This is a genomic window from Candidatus Methylomirabilis sp., from assembly GCA_036000645.1.
Lineage (GTDB): Bacteria > Methylomirabilota > Methylomirabilia > Methylomirabilales > JACPAU01 > JACPAU01.
The window spans coordinates 20,059-46,754 of sequence record DASYVA010000021.1 but is presented as its reverse complement, the minus strand read 5'-3'; the positions used below and the strand labels follow the sequence as shown (position 1 = coordinate 46,754).

The following is a 26,696-nucleotide window of genomic DNA, read 5'->3' as shown; positions in this document are numbered from 1 at the left end:
CGCCTCTACCAGGCAGAGCACCTCCTGCGGGAGTACGGCTTCGGGATGCGCGACCTCCCCTTCGATGGGGCGGGGAACCTCCCCCTGGCGCTCGACCCCAAGGCGGCCTGGGCGGTGGCGCACCCCGATGCGTTCCCGGTGGACCTGCTCGCGGCGCCGCGGGAGGTGCTCCTGCGCGTGCCCGGCATAGGGCCCCGGGTGGCGACCCGCCTCATGGCTACCCGCCGGCAGGTCCGTCTGCGGGACGCGCGGGACCTCGCCCGCCTCGGGGTGCGGCTCGCTGCCTCGGCACCCTACGTCACGCTCGGCGGCCGGCCTCTCGCCCCGCCCCCCGCCCGCGCGCGCCAACTGGGCCTGTTCCCGCCGGTGCCGCCTCCTCCCGGCCCGCCGCGCCGGACCGATACGCCCCCCTGCGCCTTCCGCTAGGATGATCCACACACTCTCCTCCGTTGACGCGCTCCGGCTTTTCCGCTACAGGTAGCCGCGAGCAGTTCGGGAGGGCGCGCCGTGGGACAGGGGATCGCCGTCGCCATCATCCATGGGGTCGGCAAGCAGGACGCGAGCTTCGCCGACGGCATGGCCCAGGAGCTGCGGGATCGCTTTGCGCAGCAGGTGGGAAAGCGGGTGGAGGACCCCGCCTCAGCGCTGGTCATCCGCCCGATCTACTGGGCCCCGGTGCTCCAGAAGGCCGAGGCGATCTTGTGGAAGCGGATGAGGCAGGGCGGGGAGCTGGATTTCACCACGCTCCGCCGCTTCCTGGTGGACTTCGCGGCGGATGCGATCGCCTATCAGCCGACGCCAACGGATCGGAAGATCTACGACGGGATCCATCAGGTCGTTGCGCAGGCCCTGAAGGCGCTCGCGGCCGAGGCCGGGGAGAAAGCCCCGCTGTGTGTCATCGCCCACAGCCTCGGGTCGGTGATTGCGAGCAACTACCTGTACGATCTCCAGGTTGAGCCGACGCGGAAGATCCTCCCGGACAGCGTGCGGAAGGTGATGGGGAAGACCCCGTTGGAGCAGGGCGAAACCTTGGCCCTCTTCTACACGCTGGGGAGTCCCATCGCCATCTGGAGCCTCCGGTACCCCGACTTCGGCATCCCCATCACGGTCCCGTCCCCCGCGCTGGCGAAACACCATCGCGGCTTGAAGGGCGAATGGGTGAACTACTACGACGAGGATGACGTCATCGGCTACCCCCTAAAGACCTTGAATGCCGCCTACCGGAAAGTGGTCAAGGCCGACAGGGCGGTCAACGCCGGCGGGCTGCTCGGGAGCTGGAATCCCGCCTCGCATCTCGGGTACTGGACCGATAATGACGTGACGAAGCCGATCGCCGCCGCGCTCGCGCGGACGTGGCGGGCGGTGAACCCCTGACGCGTTCGACTCCGTTGGCGGGTCCCCGGCGCGCGTGGGAATAGAGGGGGGGCATGCGCATGATGGCGCTGGCAGGATGGAGAGCGGCCGTGCAGTGGGGACCCGGCGAGCCCCCATGGGGCTGGCACATGTGGTGGGGCGCCTGGGGGGTCGGCATGCTGCTGTTCATGGTCCTCTTCTGGGCGCTCGTGATCCTGGGGATCGTCCTCCTGGTCCGCTGGGCCTTCGGGGCGTCCGGGGGTCGCGCGAGCGCGAGCGGGCGCGCGCTGGAGATCCTGAAGGAGCGCTACGCGAGAGGTGAGCTTACCCGCGAGCAGTTCGAGGCCATGCGCCGCGACCTCGAAGCCTGAGCGGCCCGCGCGGGGGGAAGCGTCCGCATCGAAGCGGGGGGCGGCAGAATGGGCTTGACAACCCGGGCGGGCTACAGTATAAGGGAACCCCTCCAGTAGGGGAGCTTTCGTTGCGTGCAATCAGCCTCACCGTTGGGCGAGTCGTAGTAGGCGTAACCGAGGGCGTCTGCCCCTGGGCAGGAGGCCCGCGCGTCTAGGTCGTCGCGCTTCTTGACGCAACGCGCAGCCACGGGGGAGACGCAGGGATCCCGTGGCTTTTTGTTTTGAGCAGAGGCCGCGGGTCCTGCCGTGGCCTTCCTGGTTTTCGGCGGCATGGACCGGGCCTCACCGGCCTGGTCGTGGATGACGCAACCGGTGTGTGAACGATCCCTGAACCGGTGGGAGTTCATCCCACCCCGGCGTCGGCCGAGGAGGAACCTGTGGGAGCCGTGACGTTCGTCAACCCCAGTCTGGCCCAGGAGTACACCAAGGATATCCTCACCCCGGAGGCGCTCCGGGAGCTCGCCGAGGTTCTCGCGGTGAAGAGCGCGGACGGGCGGACCTTCGAGGAGGTTCGCCGCGCCCTGCTCCAAGCCCGGGCCGAGGCCCAGGCGCGGATCGACGGCGGAAAGCCGATCGACTTCCTGCCGGAGAACGAGGTCATCACCTTCTTCGACGGGACGACCACCACCCCCAAGCAGATCCGCACGTCGGCCTGGAAGGCGGGGGGACAGCCGCGGCAGTTCACGGGACGCCATGTCCAGCTTACCGGTCCCTGCGCGGACCCCGGGATGGCCATCTCCGCGATGAACACGGGCCAGCAGTGGATGGCGGACAGCGAGGACGCCGCGGCCCAGACCACCGACAGCCCCCTCCGGACGCAGCGCAGCCTCAAGCTCCTCTGTACCTGGACGCCCGAGGGCAAGCGCGCCATTGACGGGGCAGGAGGCAAGCAGCTCAAGCCCGAGAAGGACGTGGCCATCATGATCTACCGCCCCCGGGGGCTGCACCTGGACGACCGGCACCTCCTGGTGGACGGGAAGACTGTCGGGGGGGGCTTCGTGGATTCCTGGCTCTTCCTCAAGCACAACGCGAAGTCCCTCCTCGCGCGGGACCTGCCGGTCGCCTTCTACCTGCCCAAGATCGAGACCACCCAGGAGTGCGACCTCTGGCACACCTTCCTCTATGAGGTGGAGAAGAAGCTGGGGATCCCGCCCGGGACGGTGAAGATCTTCCAGCTGATCGAGCTCATCCAGGCCACCTTCCAGTGCGAGGAGATGATGTACGCCTTCAGCCGCCCCATCCGCGACCGGCAGACGGGCCGGGTCGTGGAGGCCTCCCGATACATCGGGCCGAACGTGGGCCGCTGGGATTACCTGGCCAGCGTCTACCGGGTGTACCAGGCGGACATGAAGGCCATCCCTCCGGACACTAACCTAGTGACGATGGAGGCGGCCGAGGCCCTCTCCTCGTACGACCAGTACATCTCGGACCTGGGGCGGAAGCGCGGCGCGGTCCCCTGGGGGGGGATGTCGGCCAACATCCTGCTCCGGGCGACTGCGCGGCCGGGCGACTTCGAAAAGATCGCGGGGAAGGACGGGGCGGAGGGCCTGCTGAAGGCCGTGCAGGCCGCCGGCTACCTCGATGCCAAGGGCAACGTCACCGACAAGTTCAAGCCGGACGCCCCCGCCCTGGAGGGGCTGCCCGCGCAGTTCCAGGGCCATCGCGACGCCGTCATCGGGCTCCTGCAGGGATTCGTGGCGCGGGCCTACAACAACAAGGCGGCCCTCGAGAAGGCGAGCGATGACAAGGCCCGGGAATCGGGGCTGCGGCTGGCCAAGGACGGGGAGCGCCGCCTCTACTATGGGGCGTGGGTTGCCACGCCGGACATGGTCGCCGTGATCCAGCCGATCTTCCAGAAGGCCGTCCAGCAGGGCCACGATGCCATCGGGACGCCGCCGACCCGCACCGACTGGTACAGCAAGGAGCTAGCGACCAGGCTCCGGGCCCACCCGAAGGGGCCGGTGACCGAATCCGGGCTCCGCGAGGACATCACCATCACTCTCCAGTACATGGCCGCCTACCTTGGGGGCAGCGCCGCCGCGGCGGTCCAGAGCCCGCAGCTCAAGCTGCAGCTCATGGAGGACCTGGCCACGGCGGAGATCCGCCGGGCCGCGCTCTGGAAGCGGCTGCACGCCGGGGTGGTCCTCCAGGGGGAGGGGGCGCTCAGCGGCCAGCGCCTGACCGAGGGGCTGTTCCTGCGGCTGCTGGACGAGGAAGCCGGCAAGCTCAAGGGCAAAACGGTCGGCACGGCCAAGGAGGTCCTGAAGGCGATCACGACCGCGGAGAAGCTCGTCCCCTGGGTCTCCGACGCCCTGAACGTCGTGCTCGACCAGGAGAACCCGGAAGTGATCGGCGCCGCGCTCAAGACGTTCGTGGACACCTACATCAGCACCGGCCGGCGGATCACGGAGCCGCACGGGCACAGGGCCGCTGCATAGGCCTGGGGGCGGCTTCGGTTCAGTGAGGTGCTCAGTGGATCGTGCCCGACGCGGGGTGGGGCCGGAAGCCCACCCCGCGTAGCTTTTTTGGGGGTGGGAGGGGGGCTCGGACTACTCGGCGACCAGGACGAGATCGAAGGTGACCTCGGTCTGGCCCGGCGTGAGGTAAAGCTGGGTCGTCAGGGGGCGGTGACCCGCCGCGGAGACCTTGAAGTGGATGTGGGGGGGCCGTCCGAAGTAGCGTCTGGGGAGGTTGGTCTCAAAGCGGTACTCCCCGGCGCCGTCGGTGTTCATCGCAGCGCGGTGCGCGTCGTCATAGGCTCCCTCGGGGTTGGCCTGCCAGCGCTCGATGCGGGCGCGGGGGATCGGGGCGCAGCTTCCGGCCGAGCGCACGGTCCCCCGGACCGCCAGACCGCGGCCGGTCTGGGCCCGCTCCGGGGCCCCCGGCTTGTAGAAGGGCCCCTCGGAGTCGGGCCGGGTCGGCGCGCAGGACCCCTGAGCGAGGGCGCCCATCCCCGCGGGTCCCCACATCCCCACCGCAAGCACCAGGGCCATCGCCAGCCTCGAGCGTCCCATACCGCTCCTCCTGTGCCCAGAGTCTAATCGACGACGGCTGTTGAGGCAAATCGCCTGAGACGAAATCGGGAGCTCCCCCTCTTCCGCTGCGGACGCGCCCGGCCCGGCCGGGCCCCTCATTGACCGGCGGGATGGGTTCCAGTATGTATGAATGAACCGGCAGCGGAGGGCGTGCATGCCTGAACCGTCTCTACCCCCGAAGGGCTCTCCCATGGCCGGCGTCCGCACCATCCATGCCACGCTGCGGGAAGAGGTGGAGAAGCTGCGGGCGGCACATCCCCAGCGAGCCGTCTCGCTGACGCCAGAGGCCCCGTCCGATGACCGGGCGCAGACCTTCCGGCTCGCCCTCGGGGATCGGTGGCTCCAGATCGAGCTGGAATGGTTCGAGCGAGCCAAGTATGACCCGGCGATGGGCGGGCCGCCCTACCGGGGCATTGGCGCGGTCGGCACCTCGTGGGGGCAGCGGTGGAAGGTGATCCTCTGGGACAGCCTGAAGAAGGAGTTCCAGTGGGGGTACTACGAAGGCAGCGAGGTCAAGCCCATCACGGCCGACTTCCTCAGATCCCTGGTCGCAGCCTTGCCCGGGCCGTAGCCGCTCCGGTTCCCCTCGCCTGCCCGTCGTCCCCCCTCCACCCCACCAGGCGTAGGGGAATTCCTGTTCATGCCCCGTCATATGTTCCCCCAAAAAGGACCTCCAGAGGCAGGGCCATTTTGCGTGACGCCCGCCATGGAAAATGATATGGTGACAGCGTTTGTGCCCCATTCCGAGGCCTCCAAGGGGGAGGGTCCGGCACAATGATGAGCCCCCACCGCCTGATCCAGATACTTCAGGAGCGGATCTCTGCCGAGGCACGGATCCCCTTCGCCCTAAAGGGCTTGGATGGGCGGAGCTACCGGTTCGGGGAGGGGGAGCCGGTCCTCCAGATCGCCATCCAGGATCCCCGGGGGTGGGCGGCCTTGAGCCGCCTGGACGAGCTGGCGTTCTGCGAGGCCTACGTGGCGGGGTTCCTCGACATCACCGGCGACATGCTCCAGCTCATTGGGCTGCGGGAGGCCCTCACCGACCCGCACCCGCTCCATAGGGTCTGGCGCCGGGTGAGTCCCCTGATTTTTGGTCAGCTCCGGACCGATTCCCGGGCGATCGCGCAGCACTACGATGTGGAGGGGGACTTCCACCTCCTCTTCATGGACCCGAGCCGCATCTACTCCCATGCGCTGTTCGCGCACGACGACGAGCCGCTCGAGACGGCGCAGCGGCGCAAGCTCGACTTCGCCCTCGACGCGTGCCGCCTCACGCCCGGCCAGCGGGTGCTGGACGTGGGGGGCGGGTGGGGGGGGTTCACCGAGCACGCGGGACGGCGGGGGATCCAGGTCACGTCCCTCACGATCTCCAACGAATCCCTCCGGTTCCTGACGGACCTGATCGAGCGGTTACACCTGCCGTGCCGCGCCATCTGCGAGAACGTTCTCGCGTACCGGTCGGCGGAGCCCTACGACGCCATCGTGGTGCTGGGCGTCATGGAACACCTGCCCGATTACCGGGCCGCCCTGGGGCAATTCCACCGGTTGCTGAAGCCCGGGGGGCGGGTGTACCTGGACGCCTCGGCCGTCCGCAGGAAGTACGAAACCAGCACCTTCATCTCGCGGTATATCTACCCGGGCAACCATTCGTTCCTCTGCCTGCACGACTTCCTGGCGGCCCTGGCCGAGACCCCCTTCGCCCTGCAGGCCGTCCACAACGATCGCCACAGCTATTACCTCACGTGCAAGGCCTGGGCGGAAAATCTCGAGCGGGTCTGCGGAGAGGTGATCCGGCGTTGGGGCGAGCGGCTCTACCGCACGTTCCGGCTCTACCTGTGGGGGTCCGCCCACGCCTTCCTGAGCGATCGTTTGCAGGCCTATCGCCTGATCGTGGAGCGGCCGCTGGCCGCGCGAGAGGAGGGAAGCCTGTGACAGCACGAGAGGCTGCGAATGCCGCGTCAATCCTCCATCCCCCCGGGGCAGCGGTGCCGTCCGCGACGCGTGGCCCCCTGTCCGTGCCGACGCTCGTCGTCTTTGTGGCCATTCATCTGGGGGCCCTGTGGGCCCCCGTCACCTTCTCCTGGCCCGCCCTCGGCGTGGCGGCGCTTCTGCACTACGTGCTCGGGGGATGGGGGATCTGCCTGGGGTACCATCGCTTGCTCACTCACCGGAGCTTCCGGACGCCCAGGTGGCTCGAATACCTCCTCGCGGTGTTCGGCGTGCTGAGCTTGCAGGGGGGGCCCATCACCTGGGTGGCGGATCACCGCATCCACCACGGGCACTCCGACGAGCAGAGGGACCCCCACAGCCCCAAGGAGAGCTTCCTCTGGGGGCACATGCTCTGGATGCTGTTTCCGCAGCGGATGCGCCTTGAGGAACGCGCGCGCTTCACGCCCGAGTTGTGGGGGAATCCGTTCTACCGGTTCCTGGAACGCTGGCAGCTCGCGTTGCAGCTCCCCCTGGCGGCCCTCCTCTGGGGGGTGGGGGGATGGCCCTTCGTGGTCTACGGGATCTTCGTCCGACTGGTGGCGGTCTACCATTGCACCTGGTTGATCAACTCGGCCTGCCACCGGTGGGGCTACCGGAGCTTCGCCACGCTCGACGATTCGCGGAACCTGTGGTGGGTTGCCCTGCTGACCTGGGGGGAGGGGTGGCACAACAACCACCACGCCATCCCGACATCCGCGCGGCACGGCCTGCGCTGGTGGGAGGTGGACCCCACCTTCCTGGTCATCCGGTTGCTGGAGGCGTTCGGCCTCGCGCGGGACGTCGAGCGCCCGGCCGCCGATCTCGCGTAGCCGGCCCGGATGGCCCTTCCGGGCGGGGAGGGGTGGACGCGCCCTCGGTTCGGTCCCCGGGGTCTCTCGGAGGGGCACCGTGACCCTCATCACGGCCCACAAGATTCTCATTGCCGTCGCCATCGTCTTTTTCTTCGGGTACGCAGTGTGGGAAGCGCGCAATGCCCAGCCAGGCGGGCTCTGGGCCCTCGTCCGGAGCGGCGTCGCGATGGTGGTGGCCGTGGCGTTTGTGCTCTACTTCCGCACGCTGGGCAGATCGTGATGTGGCGGCAGACGGGGGCTCGGTCCCTGTAATGGAATTCCCGGTGGTCGCCCCGTAGCCCGCCGTCTCGACCCTCCGCAGACCCATCCCCCGGTCCGTGCTGAACGCCTCCAGCTTGACGCCGGGGGTGTCCCGGCTTAGGGTGGGACGGGGGCGGGCAAGGGGCGATGGATCGTCAGGGGAAGCGATGAGCGGCACCGTCCGGCCCGCGCGGCTTCGCGCCTGGAGAGCGGAGGCGGTCCGGCGGATGACCCGGTCGCGGGCGGCCACCCTCCGCTTCCTCGCCCGCCTGCCGGAGAGCGAGCTCTTCCGCCCGCGCACCCAGGGGCGCTGGTCGGTGAAGGACGTCCTCGCCCACTTCGCCGCCTGGGAGGAGGAGGCGATCCGCCGGTTCGCCTTGATCGCGCGGGGCCGGGGAGAGCGGATTTTCTTCTACGATCGGGATCCCAAGGCGGTGGACCGGTTCAACGCGCGCGCGGTGGCCGTCGCGAGGTCCCTGGGCCTCGGGGGAGTGCTCCGTCGGTTGCACCGGGTGCGCCGCCGCCTCGTCGAGCGCCTGCGGCGGCTCCCCGCCGCGTCCCTCCGCGACCGGGCGCACCGGTATCCGGTGACCGCGTGGCTCCCCGAGTACGCCTGGACGCACGAGGGACAGCACCTCCGGCGGCTGCGGCGCTGGTGGAAGGGACGGCGGGCCGAGCCCGGAGGGGGAGCGGGCGAGCGGCGGCGGGCTCGGCAGAGGGCGACACGGGGTCGAAGCGGGGCAGCCGGGGGATCGGGGGGACCATGACGCTGAGCGAGCGGATCATCCAGCATGCGGCGGACGCCATCGTGGTCGCCGATCCCGACGGCACGATCACCCTCTGGAACCCGGCGGCGGAGCGACTCTTCGGGTACGCCGCCGCGGAGGCCGTCGGCAAGTCCCTGGACCTGATCGTGCCGGACCGGCACCGGACCCGGCACTGGGCCGGCTACAAGGAGGTGATGCGGACCGGCACGACGCAGTACGGGACGCAGGTCCTCCGGGTCCCGGCCACCCGGAAAGACGGGAGCCAGCTATCCATCGCGTTCACGGTGGGCCTGCTCAAGGCCGCCGACGGCCGCGTCGAGGCGATCTTCGCCGTCCTCCGGGACGACAGCGAGCGCTGGAATACAGAGAAGGCCCTGCGCCAGAAGGTGGCCGAGATGGAGAAGGCGGCCGGGGCAGGGCCCGGCGCCAGAGCGTGAGCGGGGCGGGGGGAATGCGCGGGGAGGAGGCCCGCCGGGGTCCGGTCCCGCCCTGCCTCGCCTTCCGATGCTCGGGACCGAGCCCCAAGGGAGACACCGAGCCATGCGTATCGAGGGGGAGGAGAGCAGGGTACCGGTGGCGCGCCTGCGGGACGTGCGGGTGACGGCCGGCGCCCTGACCGCCGCCTTGCAACTCGGGGACCAGGAGTGGCGGCTCGTGCTGGAGGCCGGAGAGATCAGCACCCTCCACGCCGCCATCCATGAGTGGTTCAAGGCCCAGCAGCCCGGACGGGAGGGACCAGGGAGGAGCGAGGGATGAGCCCGCAGCGAAGGCACCGGAGCCGTTTGATCCTCGAGGGGCCTGACCGCGCACCGGCACGGACCTATTTCAAGGCGATCGGCTTCAAGGACGAGGACCTGGCGAAGCCGCTAATCGGGGTCGCGCACTGCTGGATCGGTATCACGCCCTGCAACGCCAACCACCGGCGCCTCGCGGAGCGGGTCAAGGAAGGGGTTCGGGCCGCCGGTGGAACGCCGATCGAGTACAACACCATCGCCGTCACCGATGGCATCGCGATGGGGACCGAAGGGATGAAGGCCTCGCTCGTGAGCCGCGAGGTGATCGCCGACTCCGTGGAGGTGGTTGCCCGCGGCCACCTGTTCGACGCCGTGGTGGCGATCTCCGGGTGCGACAAGACCATCCCCGGGACGGTCATGGGCCTGATCCGGCTCGACGTTCCGGGCCTGATGCTCTACAGCGGCTCCATCCTCTACGGCGAGTATCGGGGGCGCCGTCTCACCGTCCAGGACGTCTTCGAGGCGGTCGGGGCCTTCAACGCGCGCCGAATCTCGGCGGAGGAGTTGCGGGCCATCGAGAACCACGCCTGTCCCGGGGAGGGAGCCTGCGGCGGCCAGTTCACGGCCAACACGATGGCGACGGCCTTCGAGATGCTCGGCATCTCCCCCATGGGCCTCAACGGGATCCCGGCCCCCGACCCGAAGAAGGACGAGGCCGCCTTCGACTGCGGGCGGCTGGTGATGGAGCTGCTCCGGAAGGGGGTCACGGCGCGCCGGCTCATCACGCGGAAGGCCCTGCTGAACGCGATCGCCGGGGTGCTGGCGACGGGCGGGTCCACCAATGCGGTCCTGCACCTGCTGGCCCTCGCCCGCGAGGCCGAGGTCAAGCTGTCCATTGATGACTTCGACCGCGTCTCCCGGAAGACCCCCCTGCTGGCGGACCTCAAGCCGTGGGGTCGCTTCACCGCGCCCGAGATGTACCAGGCGGGCGGGATGCCCGTGGTGGCCAAGCGCCTCCTGGACGCGGGACTGCTCGCGCCCGACGAGATGACCGTCACGGGGCGGACCATCGGGGCGGAGGCGCGGGCGGCGCGGGAGACCCCCGGGCAGCAGGTGATCCGGCCCCTCGGCGAGCCCTTGAAGGCGACCGGCGGGCTCGCGGTCCTGCGGGGGACCGTGGCGCCGGAGGGATGCGTCGCCAAGGTCGCGGGGCACGAGCGGATGACCCATCGCGGTCCGGCCCGCGTCTTCGATCGGGAGGAGGACGCGTTCGCGGCGATCAAGGCGGGGAAGATCAAGGCCGGCGACGTGATCGTGATCCGCTACGAGGGGCCGAAGGGCGGCCCCGGGATGCGCGAGATGCTGGCCGTGACGGGGGCGCTGCACGGGGCCGGCCTGGGGGAATCCGTCGCCCTGATCACGGACGGGCGCTTCTCGGGGGCGACCCACGGCTTCATGGTGGGCCACGTCGCGCCGGAGGCGGCGAACGGGGGGCCCATCGCCGCGCTGAAGACCGGCGACACCATCGTCCTGGATATCGCCCGGCGGCGGCTGGACGTGGAACTCCCCGCCGCCGAGATCAAGAAGCGGCTGGCCAAATGGAAGCCCCCCGCCCCCCGCTACAGGAGTGGTGTGATGGCCAAGTACGCCCGCCTGGTCTCCTCCGCCTCGGAGGGGGCCGTCACCGGATGACGCGGGAGCGGGGCCGGCAGGAGGACGGGCCGCGCGCCGCGGACCCGGGCTGGTACAAGGACGCGGTCCTCTACGAGCTGCACGTCCGGGCCTTCGCCGACAGCGACGGCGACGGCATCGGGGACTTCCGCGGACTCGCCGAGCGGCTGGACTACCTCCAGGACCTCGGGGTCACCGCGCTCTGGCTCCTCCCCTTCTATCCCTCCCCCCTGAAGGACGACGGCTACGACATCGCCGATTACACGAGCGTCCACCCGGCCTACGGGACGCTCGCGGACTTCAAGGCCTTCCTGCGGGAGGCCCACCGGCGGGGGCTCCGGGTCGTCACCGAGCTGGTGCTGAACCACACGTCGGACCAGCACCCCTGGTTCCAGCGGGCGCGGCGGGCGCCGCCGGGAAGCAGCTGGCGCGATTTCTACGTGTGGAGCGACACCCCGGAGAAGTACCGGGAGGCCCGGGTCATCTTCAAGGACTTCGAGACCTCCAACTGGAGATGGGACCCCGTCGCCGGCGCGTACTACTGGCACCGGTTCTACCCCCACCAGCCGGACCTGAACTACGCGAACCCCGAGGTCCAGCGGGCGATTCTCCAGGTAGTGGACTTCTGGCTGGGGATGGGAGTGGACGGCCTCCGGATGGACGCCGTCCCCTACCTGCACGAGCAGGAGGGCACGACCTGCGAGAACCTGCCGGAGACGCACGCCTTCCTGAAGGCGCTGCGGCGCCATGTGGACGAGAAGTTCGGGGATCGGATGCTGCTGGGGGAGGCCAACCAGTGGCCCGAGGACGCCGTCGCCTACTTCGGCACCGGGGACGAGTGCCACATGGCGTTCCATTTCCCCTTGATGCCGCGGATGTTCATGGCCGTCCGGATGGAGGACCGGTACCCCATCATCGACATCCTGGAGCAGACCCCCCCGATTCCGGAGACCTGCCAGTGGGCCCTGTTCCTCCGGAACCACGACGAGCTGACTCTGGAGATGGTCACCGACGAGGAACGGGACTACATGTACCGGGTATACGCGCACGACCGCCAGGCCCGGATCAACCTGGGGATCCGCCGCCGCCTCCTCCCGCTGCTGGCCAAGGACCGGAAGAAGTTCGAGCTGATGAACGCCCTCCTCTTCTCCCTGCCGGGAACCCCGGTGATCTACTACGGGGACGAGATCGGGATGGGGGACAACATTTTCCTGGGGGACCGGAACGGCGTCCGCACCCCGATGCAGTGGAGCGCGGACCGGAACGCCGGCTTCTCCCGGGCCAACCCCCAGCGCCTCTACCTGCCGGTCAGTATCGATCCCGATTACCACTACGAAGTGGTGAACGTGGAGACCTGCCAGAACAACCCCCACTCCCCCCTCTGGTGGATGCGGCGGCTCATCGCCCTGCGCCGGCGCTTCCGGGCCTTGGGGCGCGGGACCCTGGAGCTCCTGAACCCGGAGAACCGGAAGGTCCTGGCCTTCATCCGGCGCTGCGAGGAGGAGCGCGTCCTCGTCCTGGCCAACCTCTCCCGCTTCACGCAGTACGTCGAGCTGGACCTCTCCGGGGTCGAGGGGATGGTGCCGGTAGAGATCTTCGGGCGCACGGAGTTCCCGGTGATCGGGAAGCACCCCTACTTCTTGACCCTGGGCCCCCACGGCTTCTACTGGTTCATGATGAAGCCCCAGGCCGTCGCCTCCGTGGAGGTGGCGGCCGCCGCCGAGGCCCAGGTTCCCACGCTGCCGGTGGCCGGGGGGTGGGAGAGCGTCTTCCGGAGAGAGGGGAAGGCCGCCCTGGAGAGCATCCTTCCGGCCTACATGCAGAGCCGCCGCTGGTTCGGGGGGAACGCACAGGGCCTCAAGGCGGCCGCGCTGGTGGACGCCGTCCCCCTCCCGCACGCCGCGGTGGGGGCGCACATCACCCTGGTGCAGGTCGAATACCTGGAGGGAGACCCGGAGACCTACCTGCTCCTCCTGGCCGTGGCCTCGGGGGAGCAGGCGGATCGGGTGCGCGCGGAGGCCCCCCACGTGGTCCTGGCCCGCCTGACCGGGCGGAACGGGGACGGGATCCTCTACGATGCCCTGCGGGAGGGGAGCGTCTGCGAGGCCCTCCTGGAGGCCATCGGCCGCCACCGGCGCTTCCGGGGGGCCGGGGGGGAGATCGTGGCCTGGCCCGCCCGGGCCTTCCGGGCCCTCCGGGGCCCGGCGGAGAGTGCCCTGGCCCCCTCGCTCCTGAAGGCGGACCAGAGCAACAGCTCGGTCGTCTACGGGGACCGGTTGATCCTGAAGCTCTTCCGCCGCTTGGACGAGGGGGTCAATCCGGACCTGGAGATCGGGGCGTTCCTCACGGAGCGGGCCGCCTTCGCTCACATCGCACCCGTCGCGGGGGCCCTGGAGTACCGGCAGGGGCAGGGGGAGCCGATGACCCTGGCCATCCTCCAGGGGTTCGTGCCGAATCAGGGGGATGCCTGGAACTACACGCTCGACGCGCTGGACCAGTACTTCGAGCACGTCGCGGCCCACCGGACGCCGGCGCCGGAGGCCGCGGGCGGCCAGCAGCTCCCGCGGACTCTCTTCGAGGAGCCCCTCCCCCCCCTGGCGCACGAGCTGCTCGGCAGCTACGCGGAGGTCGCCCGGCTGCTCGGCCAGCGGACCGGGGAGCTCCACGTCGCGCTCGCGTCGGCCCCCGACGACCCGAGCTTCGCCCCGGAGGCCGTCTCCCCCTACTACCAGCGCGCCCTCTACCAGTCCATGCGGAATCTGACGGGTCAGGTCTTCCGGCTGCTGCGCCGGCACGCGAAGGACGGCCCGGAGGCCCTGCGGGAGGATGCCCGGAAGGTCTTGGACCTGGAGGGGGAAGCCCTCAGGCGCTTCCGGGCCGTCCTCGAGCGGAAGCTCACCGCCATGCGGATCCGGATCCACGGCGACTACCACCTCGGGCAGGTGCTCTACACCGGGAAGGACTTCGTGATCATTGACTTCGAGGGGGAGACGGCCCGCTCCCTGAGCGAGCGCCGGATCAAGCGGTCCCCCCTGCGCGATGTCGCGGGGATGCTCCGCTCCTTCCACGCGGCCGCCTACAGCGCCCTGTTCGCCCAGGTGCGGGAGGCGGGGCGCCCCGAGGACCTCGCGGTGCTGGAGCCGTGGGCACGCCTCTGGACCCGCTGGGTCTCCTCGGCCTTCCTGAGGGCCTACCGCGACGCCGCCGCGGCCGGGTCTTTCCTCCCCCGGGCGGAGGAGGAGCTGGCGGCCCTGCTGGATGCCTACGTCCTGGAGAAGGCGATCGCCCAATTGGGGACCGCCCTCGCCGCTCGGCCCGACCGGGTGCTGCTGCCCCTCAAGGGCATCCTGCAGTATCTGGAGGCCGGAGGGTGACGGCCTCGCGCGGCACGCGGGGGCCTGCGCTCCGCCACCTCGCCCGCCTGTACGGCCTGCAGACCGCCTACCACGACGTCGTCGCGGACCGCCGCCGGGAAGCCTCCCCGGAGGCCCTGCTGGCGGTTCTCCGGGCGCTGGGCGCCCCGGTTGGCGACCTCCGGGACGTCCCCGGCGCGCTGCGGGAGGGATATGAGGCCCGCTGGCAGCGGCTCTGTGAACCGGTGCTCGTTGCATGGGACGGTGGCCCGGTCCGGGTCAGACTCCGGTTGCCGGCGGGCCTGGCGGACGGGACCGCGGCGTGCGAGCTGCAGCAGGAGACCGGCGAGGTGCGGCGGTGGACGTGTGACCTCTCGAGCCTCCCCTCTGCGGATGGCGTGGAGGTGGAGGGGAGGCGGTACGTGAGCCGCCGCCTCCTCCTCCCCCCGGGGGGGCTGCCCTGGGGATACCATCGGCTGCGCCTGGAGATTGCTGACCGGCGCGTCGAGAGCCTGCTCATCGCCGCCCCGCTCCGGGCCTTCGGAGCGCTCGACGGGGAGGCGGGCAGGAGCTGGGGGGTCTTCCTCCCCCTGTACGCCCTGCACTCCGCCCGGAGCTGGGGCGCGGGGGATCTCGCCGACCTGGAGGCGCTGGCGACCTGGGTGGCGGAGCTGGGAGGCGAACTGGTCGGCACGCTCCCGCTCCTTCCGGCGTTCCTCGACGAGCCCTACGATCCGAGCCCCTATGCGCCCGCCAGCCGGCTCTTCTGGAACGAACTCTACCTCGATGTGACCCGGACCCCGGACCTCGAGCGGTCTCCTGCGGCGCAGGCCCTCCTGGCCTCGCCCGCGGTCCAGGCGGAGCTCACGGCCCTGCGCGGGATGCCCCTCGTGGATCCCCGGCGCGCGATGGCGCTCAAGCGCCGGATCCTGGAAGCGCTGGCGCGGACCTTCTTCTCAGGCGACGGCGACTGGCAGCGCGCCTTCCGCCGGTTCGCCGAGGGGCACCAGGCGCTCGAGGACTATGCCCGCTTTCGGGCCGCCGGCGAGCGCCGGGGGGCCCCCTGGCCCGACTGGCCGCTGCCGCAGCGGGACGGCCTCCTCACGCCGGGCGATTACGATGAGGAGGCGAGGCGCTATCACCTGTACGTGCAGTGGCTCGCCCACGACCAGCTCCGCCATCTCGCGGAGGCGGGGCAGGCGCGGGGGGTGGGTGTGCAGCTCGACCTGCCCCTCGGGGTGCACCCGGCCAGCTACGACGTGTGGCGGGAGCGGGCGCTGTTCGTCCCGGAGATGTCCGGCGGCGCGCCCCCGGATGGCTTCTTCATCAAGGGGCAGAACTGGGGATGCCCGCCGCTGCACCCCGAGCGGATCCGGACCCAGGGCTACCGCTATCCCATCGCCTGCCTGCGCCATCACCTCGCGCTCGCGCGGGTCCTCCGGATTGATCATCTGATGGGCCTCCACCGGCTCTTCTGGATTCCCCCGGGGATGCCGGTCGAGGAGGGCGTGTACGTCCGGTACCGCGCGGAGGAGCTCTACGCGATCCTGACCCTGGAGTCGTGCCGCCACCGGACGCTCCTGGTCGGGGAGGATCTGGGCACCGTTCCCCCTTCGGTCCGACCGGCCATGGCGCGACACCATATCCAGCGGACGTACGTCCTCCCCTTCGAGATGGCCCCCGATCCGCAGGCGGCCCTGTGTGCCCCGTCGGACACCTTCCTCGCGAGCCTCAACACCCACGACATGCGCCCCTTCGCCGGCTTCTGGCAGGGCCTGGACATCCGCGATCGGGTGGAGCTCGGCCTGCTGGCGGAAGCGCAGGCGCGGGAGGAGCGCCGCGGGCGCGAGGCCCTGAAGGAGGCCCTGGTCGCCTACCTCCAGCGCACGGGTCGCCTGCCGAAGGGGCGGGTGGAGCCCGCTGACGTCCTGCGGGCCTGCCTCGCGTTCCTGGCCGCCAGCGCGGCCCGGATCGTCCTGGTGAACCTGGAGGATCTGTGGCTGGAGGCGGAACCGCAGAACACCCCCGGGACACGCGACGAGCGCCCCAACTGGCGACGCAGGGCGCGCTACCCTCTGGAGGCCATCCGGCAGATGCCCCAGGTCCTCGAAGCCCTGTGCGCGGTGGACCGGGGGCGGAAGGAGGTCCTGACCCCCCGATGAGGCCACCGCCGAAAGGGAGACGGTCCGCCAGGGCCGAGCCACGGGCGCACCCGGTTCGCACCGACATCAGCCTCGTGACGGAGGAGGACCTCTACCTTTTCAACGAGGGGACCCACTCCCGCCTCTCCGAGAGGCTCGGTGCCCATCCCGTGACGGCGGGCGGGGAGGACGGGGTCTTCTTTGCGGTCTGGGCGCCGGACGCCGAGGGGGTGTTCGTGATGGGGGACTTCAACGGCTGGGACAAGGCCAGCCACCCCCTGCGGCCCCGGGGCCAGTCGGGGATCTGGGAGGGCTTCGTGGCGGGCGTGGCGCGGGGGACGGCCTACAAGTACCACGTCGTCTCCCGGTACGGCGGGTACCGGGTGGACAAAGCGGACCCCTTCGCCCTGTACGCCGAGCCCTCCCCCCGGTCCGCCTCCATCGTCTGGGATCTGGAGTACCGGTGGGGCGATGGCGAATGGATGGCGACCCGCCGGAGCCGCAACGCCCTCTCCGGCCCCCTCGCGATCTACGAGGTGCATCTCGGGTCCTGGCGGCGGGTCCCCGAGGAGGAAGGGCGCCCGCCCACCTACCGGGAGGTGGCGCCGCACCTCGCCGATTACGTGCAACGGATGGGCTTTACCCACGTGGAGTTCCTCCCGCTGATGGAGCATCCGTTCTACGGCTCGTGGGGCTACCAGACGACGGGCTACTTCGCCCCGACGAGCCGCTACGGGACGCCGCAGGACTTCATGTATCTGATCGATGTCTTGCACCAGCACGGCATCGGCGTGATCCTCGACTGGGTTCCTTCCCATTTCCCGACCGACGCGCACGGCCTGGGGTACTTCGACGGCACGCACCTCTACGAGCACGGGGATCCCCGGCAGGGCCTGCACCCCGACTGGGACACGTACATCTTCAACTACGGGCGCAACGAGGTCCGGAGCTTTCTGATGAGCAGCGCCCTCTTCTGGCTCGGGACCTACCATGCGGACGGGCTGCGGGTGGACGCGGTCGCCTCCATGCTCTACCTGGACTACTCCCGGAAAGAAGGGGAGTGGATCCCGAACCGGTACGGGGGGCGGGAGAATCTCGAGGCGATCACCTTCCTGCAGCGCCTCAACGAGGAGGCCTACCGGACCCATCCGGACATCCTGACGATGGCCGAGGAGTCCACGGCCTGGCCCATGGTGTCCCGGCCCACCTACGTGGGGGGCCTGGGCTTCGGCCTGAAGTGGGACATGGGATGGATGCACGACACCCTCGAGTACATGGTCAAGGACCCCGTCTACCGGCAGTACCACCACAACCTGCTCACGTTCCGCATGCTGTACGCCTTCACGGAGAACTTCGTGCTCCCCCTCTCCCACGACGAAGTCGTCCACGGGAAGGGCTCCCTCGTGGGGAAGATGTCCGGGGATGACTGGCAGAAGTTCGCCAACCTTCGGCTGCTGCTCGGCTCCCAGTACGCGCAGCCGGGGAAGAAGCTCCTCTTCATGGGAGGGGAGTTCGGCCAGTGGCGGGAGTGGCACCACGACGAGAGCCTGGACTGGCACCTCACCCAGTACGCCCCCCACGCCGGCCTCCAGCGGTGGGTGCGCGACCTGAACGCGCTCTACCGGAGCGAGCCGGCGCTCTTCGAGCTGGACTGCGACCCCGCCGGCTTCGAGTGGGTGGATCCCCACGACTCGCAGCAGAGCGTGCTGAGCTTCCTCCGGAAAGGGCGCTCGAGCGACACCCTCCTGCTCGTGGTGGCCAACTTCACCCCCGTCCCTCGTCCCGAGTACCGGCTGGGGGTGCCCCGGGGCGGGTTCTGGGAGGAAGTGCTGAACAGCGATGCCGGGGACTACGGGGGAAGCGGCTGGGGCAACCTGGGGGGCGTCCAGAGCGCGCCGGTCTCCTCGCACGGCCGGCCGCACTCCCTCTGCCTCACCCTGCCGCCGCTGGCGGTGGTGTTCCTCAGAAGCCGGGGGGCCGCGCGCTGAGCCCGGCTCGGGGGCCGCGCCGCCGCCCGTCTCCCTGGGGGACGGCCGCTGGCGGGTGCCCGATCGGAGGGCGGGCGAGCGGTCGGCGGGTCATCCCCGGCCGTCCCGAGCGCTGCCGAACAGGTCGGTGACCTGGTCCACGCCCCGCTCCCGGCGGACGCGGCCCACGAAGGCCCGGATGTGCTCGGCCTCGGCCGCCGGGAGGTCCAGAAACCGGATCCCCATCCCCTGGGGGTAGGTTCCCTGCTTCTCCTGGTGGCTCCAGACCACCCTCCCCTGCACCTGGAACTCCTCGGCCACCCCCGGCAGCCGGAACCGGAGGGTCAGGGTCTCGTTGAGGGGGAGGGGCTCCGCGGTGCGGACGAAGATCCCGGTCTGGCTCACGTTCACCGAGCGACCAGTGACTGCCGTCTCGTAGTCCACCCGCACCTCCACGGGGGCGCGGGGGCTCTGACGGGCGTCCCGGGTGACCACCACCGTCTCCACGAAGGACCGGTCGAGGGTCTTCGCGAAGGCGATCCCGTGGGGGAAGAGCTTTCCGCCGAGCTCGGTGGTATTCTCGGGCCCCACATAGACCACCCGCCCATTGCGCGCGGCGGGGCCGGTCCGCGTGTCGAGCTCGACCGTGATCGGCGTCCCCTTGGGGAGGGCCTGAGGGAGAAGGACCAGGAGGCCTCCCTCACTCACGGTCCGGGTCTTCCCCTCCAGCTCGAGGGGCTGCCCGTCCGGTCCCTGGAGACGGCACCGGGCGGGGAGGAACACCTCGAACCGCGCGTACTTGCGCTTGGCGGCCCCGGCCGGTTGGGGAGGGGGCTCCGGGGCTTTTCGGGAGCTAGCCATGGATCACCCGTTCGGCCAGGTTCCCGATGAGCTGTTCCCAGCGCAGGGCATCCTGGGCGGTCTCGAGGCGCTGGAGGATCACGCCGGCCCACATCCGCTGCGGCCGGGTCTCCGTCCAGGCCAACCGGCCCTCCCCCTCCACCACCCCGAAGGGGGTCTCCACCCGGAGGGCGACGCTGGCCCCGGGTGCGGGGACCTCGGGGAGGGCCAGCATCAGCCCCGCGTGGGAGACGTTGACGGTTTCCGCGGCAACGCCCGGCCGCCTCGCCCCCTCGGCGGGAGGCCGCGTCCAGGCCCGGAGGCGGGCGGGGAAACGGGGGTGCCGCCGGTTGCAGGGGGGGAAGGCGCCGGTCCGAGCGCGAAGGCCGGCGACCAGCTCGGCGCGGCGCCGGTTGGGCTCCGGGTGCTCCTCCATGCAGAAGTGGGTGGCGAGGTCGCGCAGGGGGAGCGGGGGCACCGCGGCGAGGTCGTGGAGGGCCTCCCGAAGGTCGAGCGCGGCCGCGATGGCGAGGATCTGGACTTGCTGGTCGGCGAGGGCGTAGACGCCGGGGCCAGCCGGGAGCTGGGAGAAATCCTCGGGCGGGAAGGGGAGCCAGGGGCCCAGCATCGCGTCCTCTCCTCGGTTACCGTCCGCGCCAACGCGTTTCCGGGGCGGACCCCATCGGGAACGGGGCCCTCCGGGACCCAGCGTAAGCAGCGTACCAGACCCTCCGCACGTCGTCATCGCCGAAAGTGCAAATCGGGCAAGGAGTTCCGGGGAGCGCGACGGGGTCGGTGCCCGGGACTCGTGCCGCTCTGCGGCAGGACGGGTGACAGATTGGGGCAGGAGGGAGCGGGGAACAGCGTCGGGCTCCCGGAGGGGGGAGCGAGCGGCAACCCGTTCGAGTGAACTACAGGATCGTCTGGCGGCGGGCCCGGTGGTCCACGATATCCCGGATCCACTTCCAGAGGCGCTTCTCGTCCGCGAGGTTGGGCCGGTTCTCGACCTGCTCGCGCCAGCCGCCCATCACCTCTGCCTCGACCGGCCAGATCCGGACCCGCTGCCGGGGAACCTTCCGCTCCCACTCCGCGGCGATCTTCGGGGTCGGATAGAGGATCCGGATCGTCACGTTCCGGGCCAGGTACTCCAGGCCGGAGACGTCGATCTTCTCGTAGGGCGGGAGCACCGCCTTTCCCCGGGGACCGGCGGTCTCGAAGATGCCGTCGGTGACGATGACGATGGTGATCGGGGCCAGGATGAGGTTCTGCTTTCGCACCACCTCCCCGATCCGCTGGAAGAAGGCGTTGTAGTCCGTCAGGAAGTTTCCCCGGATGCTGAAGAGCTCCGCCAGCTTGGCCTCGATCTCCCGGGGGCTCTTCCGCTGGAACTCCTGGATGGGGTAGAAGGCCTTGGGCTCGTTCGGCGCGTCCCCCCCGATGGAGCCCACGTACAGGGCCCGCGGCTTCTGGAGTCCCCCCGTTTCGTTCAGGTGGCCGTAGAGGTAGTACGAGAGGAAGCGCAGGGAATCCCTGAAGTGGGGCGTCTGGGTGAAGGAGCCGCTCACGTCCACACCCACGAAAAGGGAGAGGCGGGCCTCCTCCGGCTGGCCGAAGGTGCAGCCCGATGCCAGGAGCAGCCCAGCGAGGAGCAGAACAGCAAGCCGGCGCGCCATGGGTTCCTCCTCCTTCCCTATCAGCTGTCTGCGCCGCGGGAGGCGGGGCTGTGCTGCGCTCCCGAGAGCTTCACCACCTCTGCCGTTTCCATGAGGGCGTGGAGGGTCTTGAGGGGCAGATTGAAGAGGTGCCGTCCGGTGAAGAAGAGCATGACGAAGTTGATGGTGGCGGCGACGACCTGGAGGGGGGGGAGGACGTAGGCCTCCAGCAGCTCCTTCCCGGTGCTGTGGAACCAGCCGATCTCGCCCTTGACGTGGGTGATCATCTCCTTGGTCCAGGTGAAGACGGCCCCCGCAGCGGGCCGGGCGCCCGCGGGCGCCTCTTTCATCCCCTGCCGGGAGATGATGGCGAGGAGGGTCGGCGTCCCGAACCGGCCGAAGAGGAACCAGGTCATCCCGCGGATCCCGACCCAGGCCAGGGTGGAGATCAAGAGCACGCCCGTCACCCCGATCCGGAACTGGCCCCCGCTCTGCTGGGCCAGCCAGGGGGTGATGGCGTCCACCAGCTCCCGGTAGAGGAAGACGACCTCGAAGAACATGACGAAAAATTCCACCAGCGCCATCTGGACGATGTCCTTCCAGTTGTGCTGCTGGATGGCCTCGACCATGACGTGGAGGCAAGCGAAGCTCCCGACGATGAGGAGGAAGAGCATCACGAAGAGGACGGGTTGCAGGAACGGATGCGAACCGCTCCCCACCAGGTCACTGGCGATCTCGGAGACGGTCGGGTAGAGCGTATAACTGAAGATGCCCGCCTCCAGCAGGGACCAGAGGAAGGTCAGGATCACGGCGATCCAGGGGATGCCGGGCGTGAGCGAGCTCTGCGTGGCCCGCCGGAGGAGGGAGAAGGGGAGCATGACGAGCTCGAAGAGCGCGAGGTAGAGGCCCGCGGCGAGGATGCGCAGGAGCCCCCAGATCCACCCCACGGAGAGGAAGAGCGCGCGGAGGATTCCCGCCCAGAAGAAGACGATGGCCCGGCCGCTGTCCCACCAGGCCGTGAGCAGCGCCGCGATGAACTGGCCCCGCCCGCCCCGGAAGGGGAGGGTATAGACGGCGCACATGGTGCACCACATGCCGACGATGAGCATAAGGGCCGGCAGCAAGAGCAGCGCGATCTTGCCGGTCGTCACCAGGGGGTTGGAGAAATCCCAGAAGAAGCGGACGATCACCGCCTGCACGGTCGGGATCCAGGAGACGGGGAGGGTGAGGATCTGGAAGACCAGTCTCCACTCTGGGGAGAGAGCGGATTCGACGTTGGGGACCATGCGATCTCCTCCGTGGACCGGCGTCTCCGGATCCTCTCTTGGGGGTTAGCGGGTGATCGTGGGCACACACCCGTCCGGCGCATTGTAAATCGGTGGGGGATTTTGCAACTTGGGTGCCAAAAGTTTGCTCCAGACAAAGGATAGGGGGCTTCAGGGGCCGAACGAAGGGTGCCGGGAGGGGCAGGAGCCCTCCCGCCGGCCGTTCTGGCCGGCTGCCTCCGACAAGGAGGAGGTGGGGGCCCCATCCGGGGGCCAGGCCGGGTGGGGGTGTGGCGAAGTCCCTCAGGCACGGAGCCCGGCGCCATACCCGGGGGACCACCCGTCCGGCAAGGTATGCCCCCCCTCCCGCCCGGGCCGGGCCCGCGCGGGAGAAGCCATGTCCCTCCTTGGCTGGGGAAGCCGGACCTGCATTCCGGTCTCCCGGATGGTATACTCGGGCGCCTTCCTGCTCCGGAGGACCCGATGGCCTCCCGCGCGTACTCCGTCTCCTGGAACCTCACCCGGCGCTGCAACCTGACCTGCGCCCACTGTTACATGAGCGCCTCCGCCGGCGCGGACACCGCGCAGGAGCTCACGACCGCGGAGTGCCGCCGGGTGATGGGGGAGATCGCGGCCGTCAACCCGCATGTCTTCCTCATCCTGACGGGGGGGGAGCCGCTCCTGCGCCCGGACCTCTTCCCCCTGGCCGCCGAGGCGGCCGCCCGGGGGTTCACGGTGGTCCTGGGGACCAATGGGGTGCTCCTGCGAGAGCGGCAGGCCCGCCTGATGCGGGCGAGCGGCATCCAGGGGGCCAGCATCAGCCTCGACTCCACCGAGGAGAAGCGGCACGACGCGTTCCGCCACCTCGCGGGGTCCTGGCGGGGGGCGATCCGGGCCACCGAGGCGCTCCGGGCGGAGGGCCTCGACTTCTCCATCCACACGAGCGTCACCTCCTGGAACGTGGAAGAGATCCCGGCCATGGTCGACCTGGCCCAGTCCCTGGGCGCCCGGGTCCTGAACTTCTTCTTCCTGGTGCGCACGGGGCGCGGCCAGGACCTGACGGACATCACCCCCGCCCAGTACGAGCAGATCCTGACCTATCTGGCCCGGGTCCAGGGGGCCGGCACGGCCGCGGGCGGCAGGGACGCCCCGGCCCCGTCCGCCCTCGACCGCCCGGAGGATCCGTGGACCGTCCCCGCGGGCCGCTCGGGCGCGCTCCTCATCCGCGCGAAGTGCGCGCCCCATTTCCGGCGGATCCTGTACGCCCTCGACCCCGGCTCCCCGCTGCTCGCGAATTACGCCCACGGGAGCTGCCCCGCGGGGAAGGCCTACTGCCGGATCACCCCGGAGGGGGACGTCACCCCCTGCCCGTACCTGCCGGTCTCCGCCGGAAACCTCCGGGAGCAGGCCTTCGACGCCATCTGGCGCACCGCCGGCATCCTCGGCGACCTCCGGGAGGGGCGCCTCGGGGGGCGCTGCGGCGCCTGCGAGTTCTCGCAGATCTGTGGGGGGTGCCGCTGCCGGGCCTATGCGACGTTCGGGGACTACCTCGCCGAGGACCCGGCCTGCGCCTACCAGCCGGGGGCGTACGGCGGGCGGGTGATCACGCTCCCCGCGGAGCAGACGTTCGGCCTGGAACTTCGCCTCGCGCGGGAATGGACTGCGGCGGCGCGGGAGCGCCTGCAGCGCCTGCCGGCCTTCGCCCGGGGAATGGTGGCGCGGGGCGTGGAGCGCTACGCGGAGGAGCACGGGATTGCCGTCGTCACTCCCGAGGTGATGCAGGCCGTCCGGGCGGCCGCCGAAGCCCGCTTCGGGCGCGCCTTTCGCTTCGCCGAGTTCCCCCGCACCTCGCCCACGTCGCCGGATCCCCCGCCCCGCCCCGAGGCAGCGGGGGGGCCCGGGGCGCTTGACAGGGGGACAGCGGAGCCGGTATAGGGACGTCGAGGGCAGGCCATGCAGTGCACCCGCTCCTCCGTCTCGGTCGCTGCCCTCCTCCTGTGTGTTTCCTGCCAGGCTGCCATCCGGAAGGAACCCGGGGAGACGATCGCGCTGCGGGGCGAGGATCTCTCGGGCGTCTCGGAGAGCGCCCTGGAGGAGAAGATCGCGCGGGACCTCGTGGCGGTCCGCCATGTGATCCAGGGGCTGGCAGCCCTGGAGCAGCACGTCACCCGGGAGGCCGCCCTTCTGGGGGATCGTGCCACCCGGTCCTACACGCAGGACGAGAACGACCGGATCCGGGCCCTGCTCCAGAGCTACCTCAACTACCGGTCCGTCCTCCTCCGGCTCCTCGGGTACCACAGCTCCTTCGAGACCGTCGGCCGGGAAGATCTCCGGCTGAAGAGCTTCCTCCTGGCCTACGTCTCCGGGCTGATCCTTTACCGGGAAGGGATCCTGCTGGTGACGACCTTTCGGGCCCGCCCCCTGGCCCGCGCCAAGCTGAACGAGCCGGAGCCGGTCTGGGGGATCCCGCCCGATATCTTCGAGACGGTCTACAGCAACATCACCTCCCTCACCAACGTGCAGCTCGTGGGGGAGGCCTGGGACTTCTACACGGCGCAGGCGCCCCGGATGGCGCACCACGGGCTGGTGGAAGGCTCGGAGTTCGGCTGGCTCCACGACACCATCCAGCAGCAGCAGCAGTTCATCGAGGCGAACGCCGTCAACATCTGGGCGGGGAAGTGGGATATCCTGTGGCGGAGGCTCGGTCTTCTCCGTCGCCTGCCGACGTATAATGCCGCGGCCATCGTGGGGACCTTCGCCAGCCAGACGAAGGTCTGGATCTCCCGGCCGCTCATCAGCCGCGAGCAGGTGCAGGAGCTGAAGGGGATACTGCAACCTGGGGACATCATCCTGGAGCGGCGGAACTGGTACCTGAGCAACGGGTTCCTGCCGGGGTACTGGCCCCACATGGCGCTCTACGTGGGCACCGCCGCGGACCTCGAGCGGCGGGGGCTCGCCACCCACCCCCTGGTCCAGCCGCACCTGGAGCGATACCGGCAACCCGACCGGAACGGGTTCGAGCATCGGGCGATCGAGGCGGTGGTGTGGGGGGTGATTTCTTCTTCTCTCGAGGAGACGGCGGCCGCGGATCAGATCGCCGTTCTCCGGCCGCGGGTCTCGGAGGCGCGGAAGGACGCCGCGATCGCGCGGGCGTTCTCGCACTACGGCAAGCCGTACGATTTCGACTTTGACTTTTTCTCCACCGACCGGCTGGCCTGCACGGAGCTGGTCTTCCGCGCCTACGACGAGTTCATCGCTGGCGAGCGGATCGGGTTCCCCCTGGTTCGCATCCTGGGGCGGGACACGCTCCCGCCCGACGAGATCGTGCGGATGGTGGGGCGGGAGTACGCCCTGGACCGACTGGGGGAGGCGGCCGGCCTGCCGCAGATGCGCCAGCTCGACTTTGTGCTCTTCCTGGACGGGAACTTCTGGACGGGGCGGGCCCCCCTGGCGAATCTGGAGAGGTTCTTCCAGTCCGCCGAGCGCCCGGCTCGGGGACCGGCGGCGGAGGAGAGGGTCCGCGAGGGACCCGGCTCGTGAAGCGCGCGGGGGGCGGGGAGGCAGGAGGGACCGGCGTGGTCGGGAGGGGAGACCCATGCGGAAGGTGACGCAGCTCGCGCTGAGGATGCAGAGCAAGCCCGGGGTCCTGGCAACGCTCTGCGCGACCCTCGCCAACGCGGGGATCAACGTGGACGGGGTCTGCGCCCCGGAGACCGCGGGCAAGGGGAAGGTCCGCCTCGTGGTCGGGGAGGCATCCCGGGCGCAGGCGGTCCTGAAGCAGGCGAAGCTCCGGGCCGGGATCGAGGAGGCGCTGGCCCTGACGCTGGAGAACCGGCCGGGCTCCCTGGCGCAGGTGGCCGGGAAGCTGGCGCGGGCCAAGGTGAATATCAAGTGCGCCTACGCGACGACCACCGGGTCCGGGGGGCAGGCGACGGTCGTTCTCACCGTCTCCAACGTGGCCAAGGCGATGGCGGCCCTCGGCGGCTGATGGGCTCGGCCCGGCACGTGAGCCGTCGTCTAAGCAGTAGCCGCAATTCGACGGCCCTGCGCTAGGGGGTGGCAGGGCCGCTCTTGCCCGTCGGGGATCCCTCCAGCGGCATCTCGTAGACTGCGTAGCGCTTGTGAACCCGCCCGAGGCCGGCGTCGAAGCTTGCGGCCGGACTTCCCTCTCGGATCAGGCAGTGGTGGGCCGAGCGGTACCCCTTCGCGAGCGCCCGGCGGTAGACCTCGGCCACCAGGGCCTTCCCGATCCCCATCCGCCGGTAGGGGGGGAGGACCCCCACCGTAATGCCAGCGGCGCGGCGAGCCGGGGGCCGGCGTGCTAAGTCCCGCGCCTGCTGTCCCTCGGCCCGGGCCCTTCACGCCGGAGCGGCGGTGAAAGAGACCCTCCGAAGCCCGTCGGGCCTATACCGGGCAGTAGGGGGA

At 70.3% G+C, this 26,696-nt stretch carries 23 protein-coding genes and 1 pseudogene; 18 read left to right on the top strand and 6 right to left on the bottom strand.

Annotation, left to right across the window (positions count from 1 at the left end; translation table 11 throughout):
• From VGT06_01085 to VGT06_01070, 4 genes are all read left to right on the top strand, one after another.
• A partial coding sequence (locus VGT06_01085) for a biotin synthase (GenBank protein HEV8661725.1) occupies positions 1 to 426 on the top strand: 426 nt, incomplete at its 5' end.
• 81 nt (positions 427 to 507) lie between these two features.
• The gene (locus tag VGT06_01080; protein ID HEV8661724.1) at positions 508 to 1,374 is read left to right on the top strand and encodes a hypothetical protein; all 867 of its coding nucleotides are present in this window, start codon (positions 508 to 510) and stop codon (positions 1,372 to 1,374) included.
• 89 nt (positions 1,375 to 1,463) lie between these two features.
• Entirely contained in the window at positions 1,464 to 1,724 is a 261-nt protein-coding gene (locus VGT06_01075; protein ID HEV8661723.1) for an SHOCT domain-containing protein, read from the top strand.
• Between the two features lie 419 nt (positions 1,725 to 2,143).
• The gene (locus VGT06_01070) at positions 2,144 to 4,204 is read left to right on the top strand and encodes a hypothetical protein (GenBank protein ID HEV8661722.1); all 2,061 of its coding nucleotides are present in this window, start codon (positions 2,144 to 2,146) and stop codon (positions 4,202 to 4,204) included.
• 111 nt (positions 4,205 to 4,315) lie between these two features.
• Here the strand turns inward: VGT06_01070 and VGT06_01065 are convergent, their stop codons facing one another.
• Positions 4,316 to 4,780, bottom strand: coding sequence for an intradiol ring-cleavage dioxygenase (locus tag VGT06_01065; GenBank protein HEV8661721.1), 465 nt, complete (start codon positions 4,778 to 4,780; stop codon positions 4,316 to 4,318).
• Between the two features lie 211 nt (positions 4,781 to 4,991).
• Between VGT06_01065 and VGT06_01060 the strand changes: the two genes are divergently transcribed.
• The 11 genes from VGT06_01060 to glgB all read left to right on the top strand — a co-directional run bounded on the left by VGT06_01060 (position 4,992) and on the right by glgB (position 18,535).
• Positions 4,992 to 5,372, top strand: coding sequence for a hypothetical protein (locus VGT06_01060; GenBank protein HEV8661720.1), 381 nt, complete (start codon positions 4,992 to 4,994; stop codon positions 5,370 to 5,372).
• A 206-nt stretch (positions 5,373 to 5,578) separates the two neighbouring features.
• Positions 5,579 to 6,733, top strand: a complete 1,155-nt coding sequence (locus tag VGT06_01055; GenBank protein HEV8661719.1) for a class I SAM-dependent methyltransferase — start codon at positions 5,579 to 5,581, stop codon at positions 6,731 to 6,733.
• A gap of 83 nt (positions 6,734 to 6,816) precedes the next feature.
• A complete protein-coding gene (locus VGT06_01050) occupies positions 6,817 to 7,599 on the top strand; it encodes a fatty acid desaturase (protein ID HEV8661718.1) in 783 nt (260 codons plus the stop codon).
• A 79-nt stretch (positions 7,600 to 7,678) separates the two neighbouring features.
• On the top strand, positions 7,679 to 7,861 hold the full coding sequence (locus VGT06_01045) for a hypothetical protein (protein HEV8661717.1): 183 nt from the start codon (positions 7,679 to 7,681) through the stop codon (positions 7,859 to 7,861).
• A 187-nt stretch (positions 7,862 to 8,048) separates the two neighbouring features.
• On the top strand, positions 8,049 to 8,648 hold the full coding sequence (locus VGT06_01040) for a DinB family protein (protein ID HEV8661716.1): 600 nt from the start codon (positions 8,049 to 8,051) through the stop codon (positions 8,646 to 8,648).
• Positions 8,645 to 9,085 (top strand): PAS domain S-box protein, encoded by a 441-nt coding sequence (locus tag VGT06_01035; protein ID HEV8661715.1) that lies wholly within the window; start codon positions 8,645 to 8,647, stop codon positions 9,083 to 9,085. Before VGT06_01040 ends, VGT06_01035 begins: the two co-directional genes overlap by 4 nt.
• 103 nt (positions 9,086 to 9,188) lie before the next feature.
• Positions 9,189 to 9,404: a hypothetical protein gene (locus VGT06_01030; protein HEV8661714.1), complete on the top strand. Its 216-nt coding sequence runs from the start codon at positions 9,189 to 9,191 to the stop codon at positions 9,402 to 9,404.
• The gene (gene ilvD, locus VGT06_01025) at positions 9,401 to 11,074 is read left to right on the top strand and encodes a dihydroxy-acid dehydratase (GenBank protein ID HEV8661713.1); all 1,674 of its coding nucleotides are present in this window, start codon (positions 9,401 to 9,403) and stop codon (positions 11,072 to 11,074) included. The genes VGT06_01030 and ilvD overlap by 4 nt, the downstream gene beginning before the upstream one ends.
• The gene (treS, locus tag VGT06_01020; protein HEV8661712.1) at positions 11,071 to 14,427 is read left to right on the top strand and encodes a maltose alpha-D-glucosyltransferase; all 3,357 of its coding nucleotides are present in this window, start codon (positions 11,071 to 11,073) and stop codon (positions 14,425 to 14,427) included. Before ilvD ends, treS begins: the two co-directional genes overlap by 4 nt.
• A complete protein-coding gene (malQ, locus tag VGT06_01015) occupies positions 14,424 to 16,568 on the top strand; it encodes a 4-alpha-glucanotransferase (protein ID HEV8661711.1) in 2,145 nt (714 codons plus the stop codon). Before treS ends, malQ begins: the two co-directional genes overlap by 4 nt.
• Positions 16,565 to 18,535 carry a 1,4-alpha-glucan branching protein GlgB gene (gene glgB, locus VGT06_01010; GenBank protein ID HEV8661710.1) on the top strand — a complete coding sequence of 657 codons (1,971 nt, stop codon included), beginning with the start codon at positions 16,565 to 16,567 and terminating at the stop codon, positions 18,533 to 18,535. The genes malQ and glgB overlap by 4 nt, the downstream gene beginning before the upstream one ends.
• Before the next feature lie 90 nt (positions 18,536 to 18,625).
• Here glgB and VGT06_01005 read toward each other — a convergent pair whose 3' ends face one another.
• The 4 genes from VGT06_01005 to VGT06_00990 form a co-directional block, all read right to left on the bottom strand.
• Positions 18,626 to 19,375: a TIGR02266 family protein gene (locus VGT06_01005; GenBank protein HEV8661709.1), complete on the bottom strand. Its 750-nt coding sequence runs from the start codon at positions 19,373 to 19,375 to the stop codon at positions 18,626 to 18,628.
• Positions 19,368 to 19,982, bottom strand: a complete 615-nt coding sequence (locus tag VGT06_01000; protein HEV8661708.1) for a PilZ domain-containing protein — start codon at positions 19,980 to 19,982, stop codon at positions 19,368 to 19,370. The genes VGT06_01005 and VGT06_01000 overlap by 8 nt, the downstream gene beginning before the upstream one ends.
• Before the next feature lie 283 nt (positions 19,983 to 20,265).
• Positions 20,266 to 21,027 (bottom strand): hypothetical protein, encoded by a 762-nt coding sequence (locus VGT06_00995; GenBank protein ID HEV8661707.1) that lies wholly within the window; start codon positions 21,025 to 21,027, stop codon positions 20,266 to 20,268.
• Positions 21,028 to 21,047: 20 nt separating this feature from the next.
• A complete protein-coding gene (locus VGT06_00990) occupies positions 21,048 to 22,292 on the bottom strand; it encodes a hypothetical protein (GenBank protein ID HEV8661706.1) in 1,245 nt (414 codons plus the stop codon).
• A 462-nt stretch (positions 22,293 to 22,754) separates the two neighbouring features.
• On the opposite strand from VGT06_00990, the gene VGT06_00985 reads away from it, so the two are divergent.
• Genes VGT06_00985 through VGT06_00975 form a run of 3 tightly spaced genes read left to right on the top strand, consistent with a single transcriptional unit; the run spans position 22,755 to position 26,259 of the window.
• A complete protein-coding gene (locus tag VGT06_00985; protein HEV8661705.1) occupies positions 22,755 to 24,206 on the top strand; it encodes a radical SAM protein in 1,452 nt (483 codons plus the stop codon).
• Positions 24,207 to 24,224: 18 nt separating this feature from the next.
• The gene (locus VGT06_00980; protein ID HEV8661704.1) at positions 24,225 to 25,811 is read left to right on the top strand and encodes a YiiX/YebB-like N1pC/P60 family cysteine hydrolase; all 1,587 of its coding nucleotides are present in this window, start codon (positions 24,225 to 24,227) and stop codon (positions 25,809 to 25,811) included.
• A 55-nt stretch (positions 25,812 to 25,866) separates the two neighbouring features.
• Complete coding sequence (locus tag VGT06_00975; protein ID HEV8661703.1) at positions 25,867 to 26,259, top strand: hypothetical protein; 393 nt, start codon at positions 25,867 to 25,869, stop codon at positions 26,257 to 26,259.
• Between the two features lie 61 nt (positions 26,260 to 26,320).
• On the opposite strand, the pseudogene VGT06_00970 reads toward VGT06_00975, so the two are convergent.
• Positions 26,321 to 26,566: pseudogene (locus tag VGT06_00970) on the bottom strand (GNAT family N-acetyltransferase).
• Between the last annotated feature and the right edge of the window lie 130 nt (positions 26,567 to 26,696).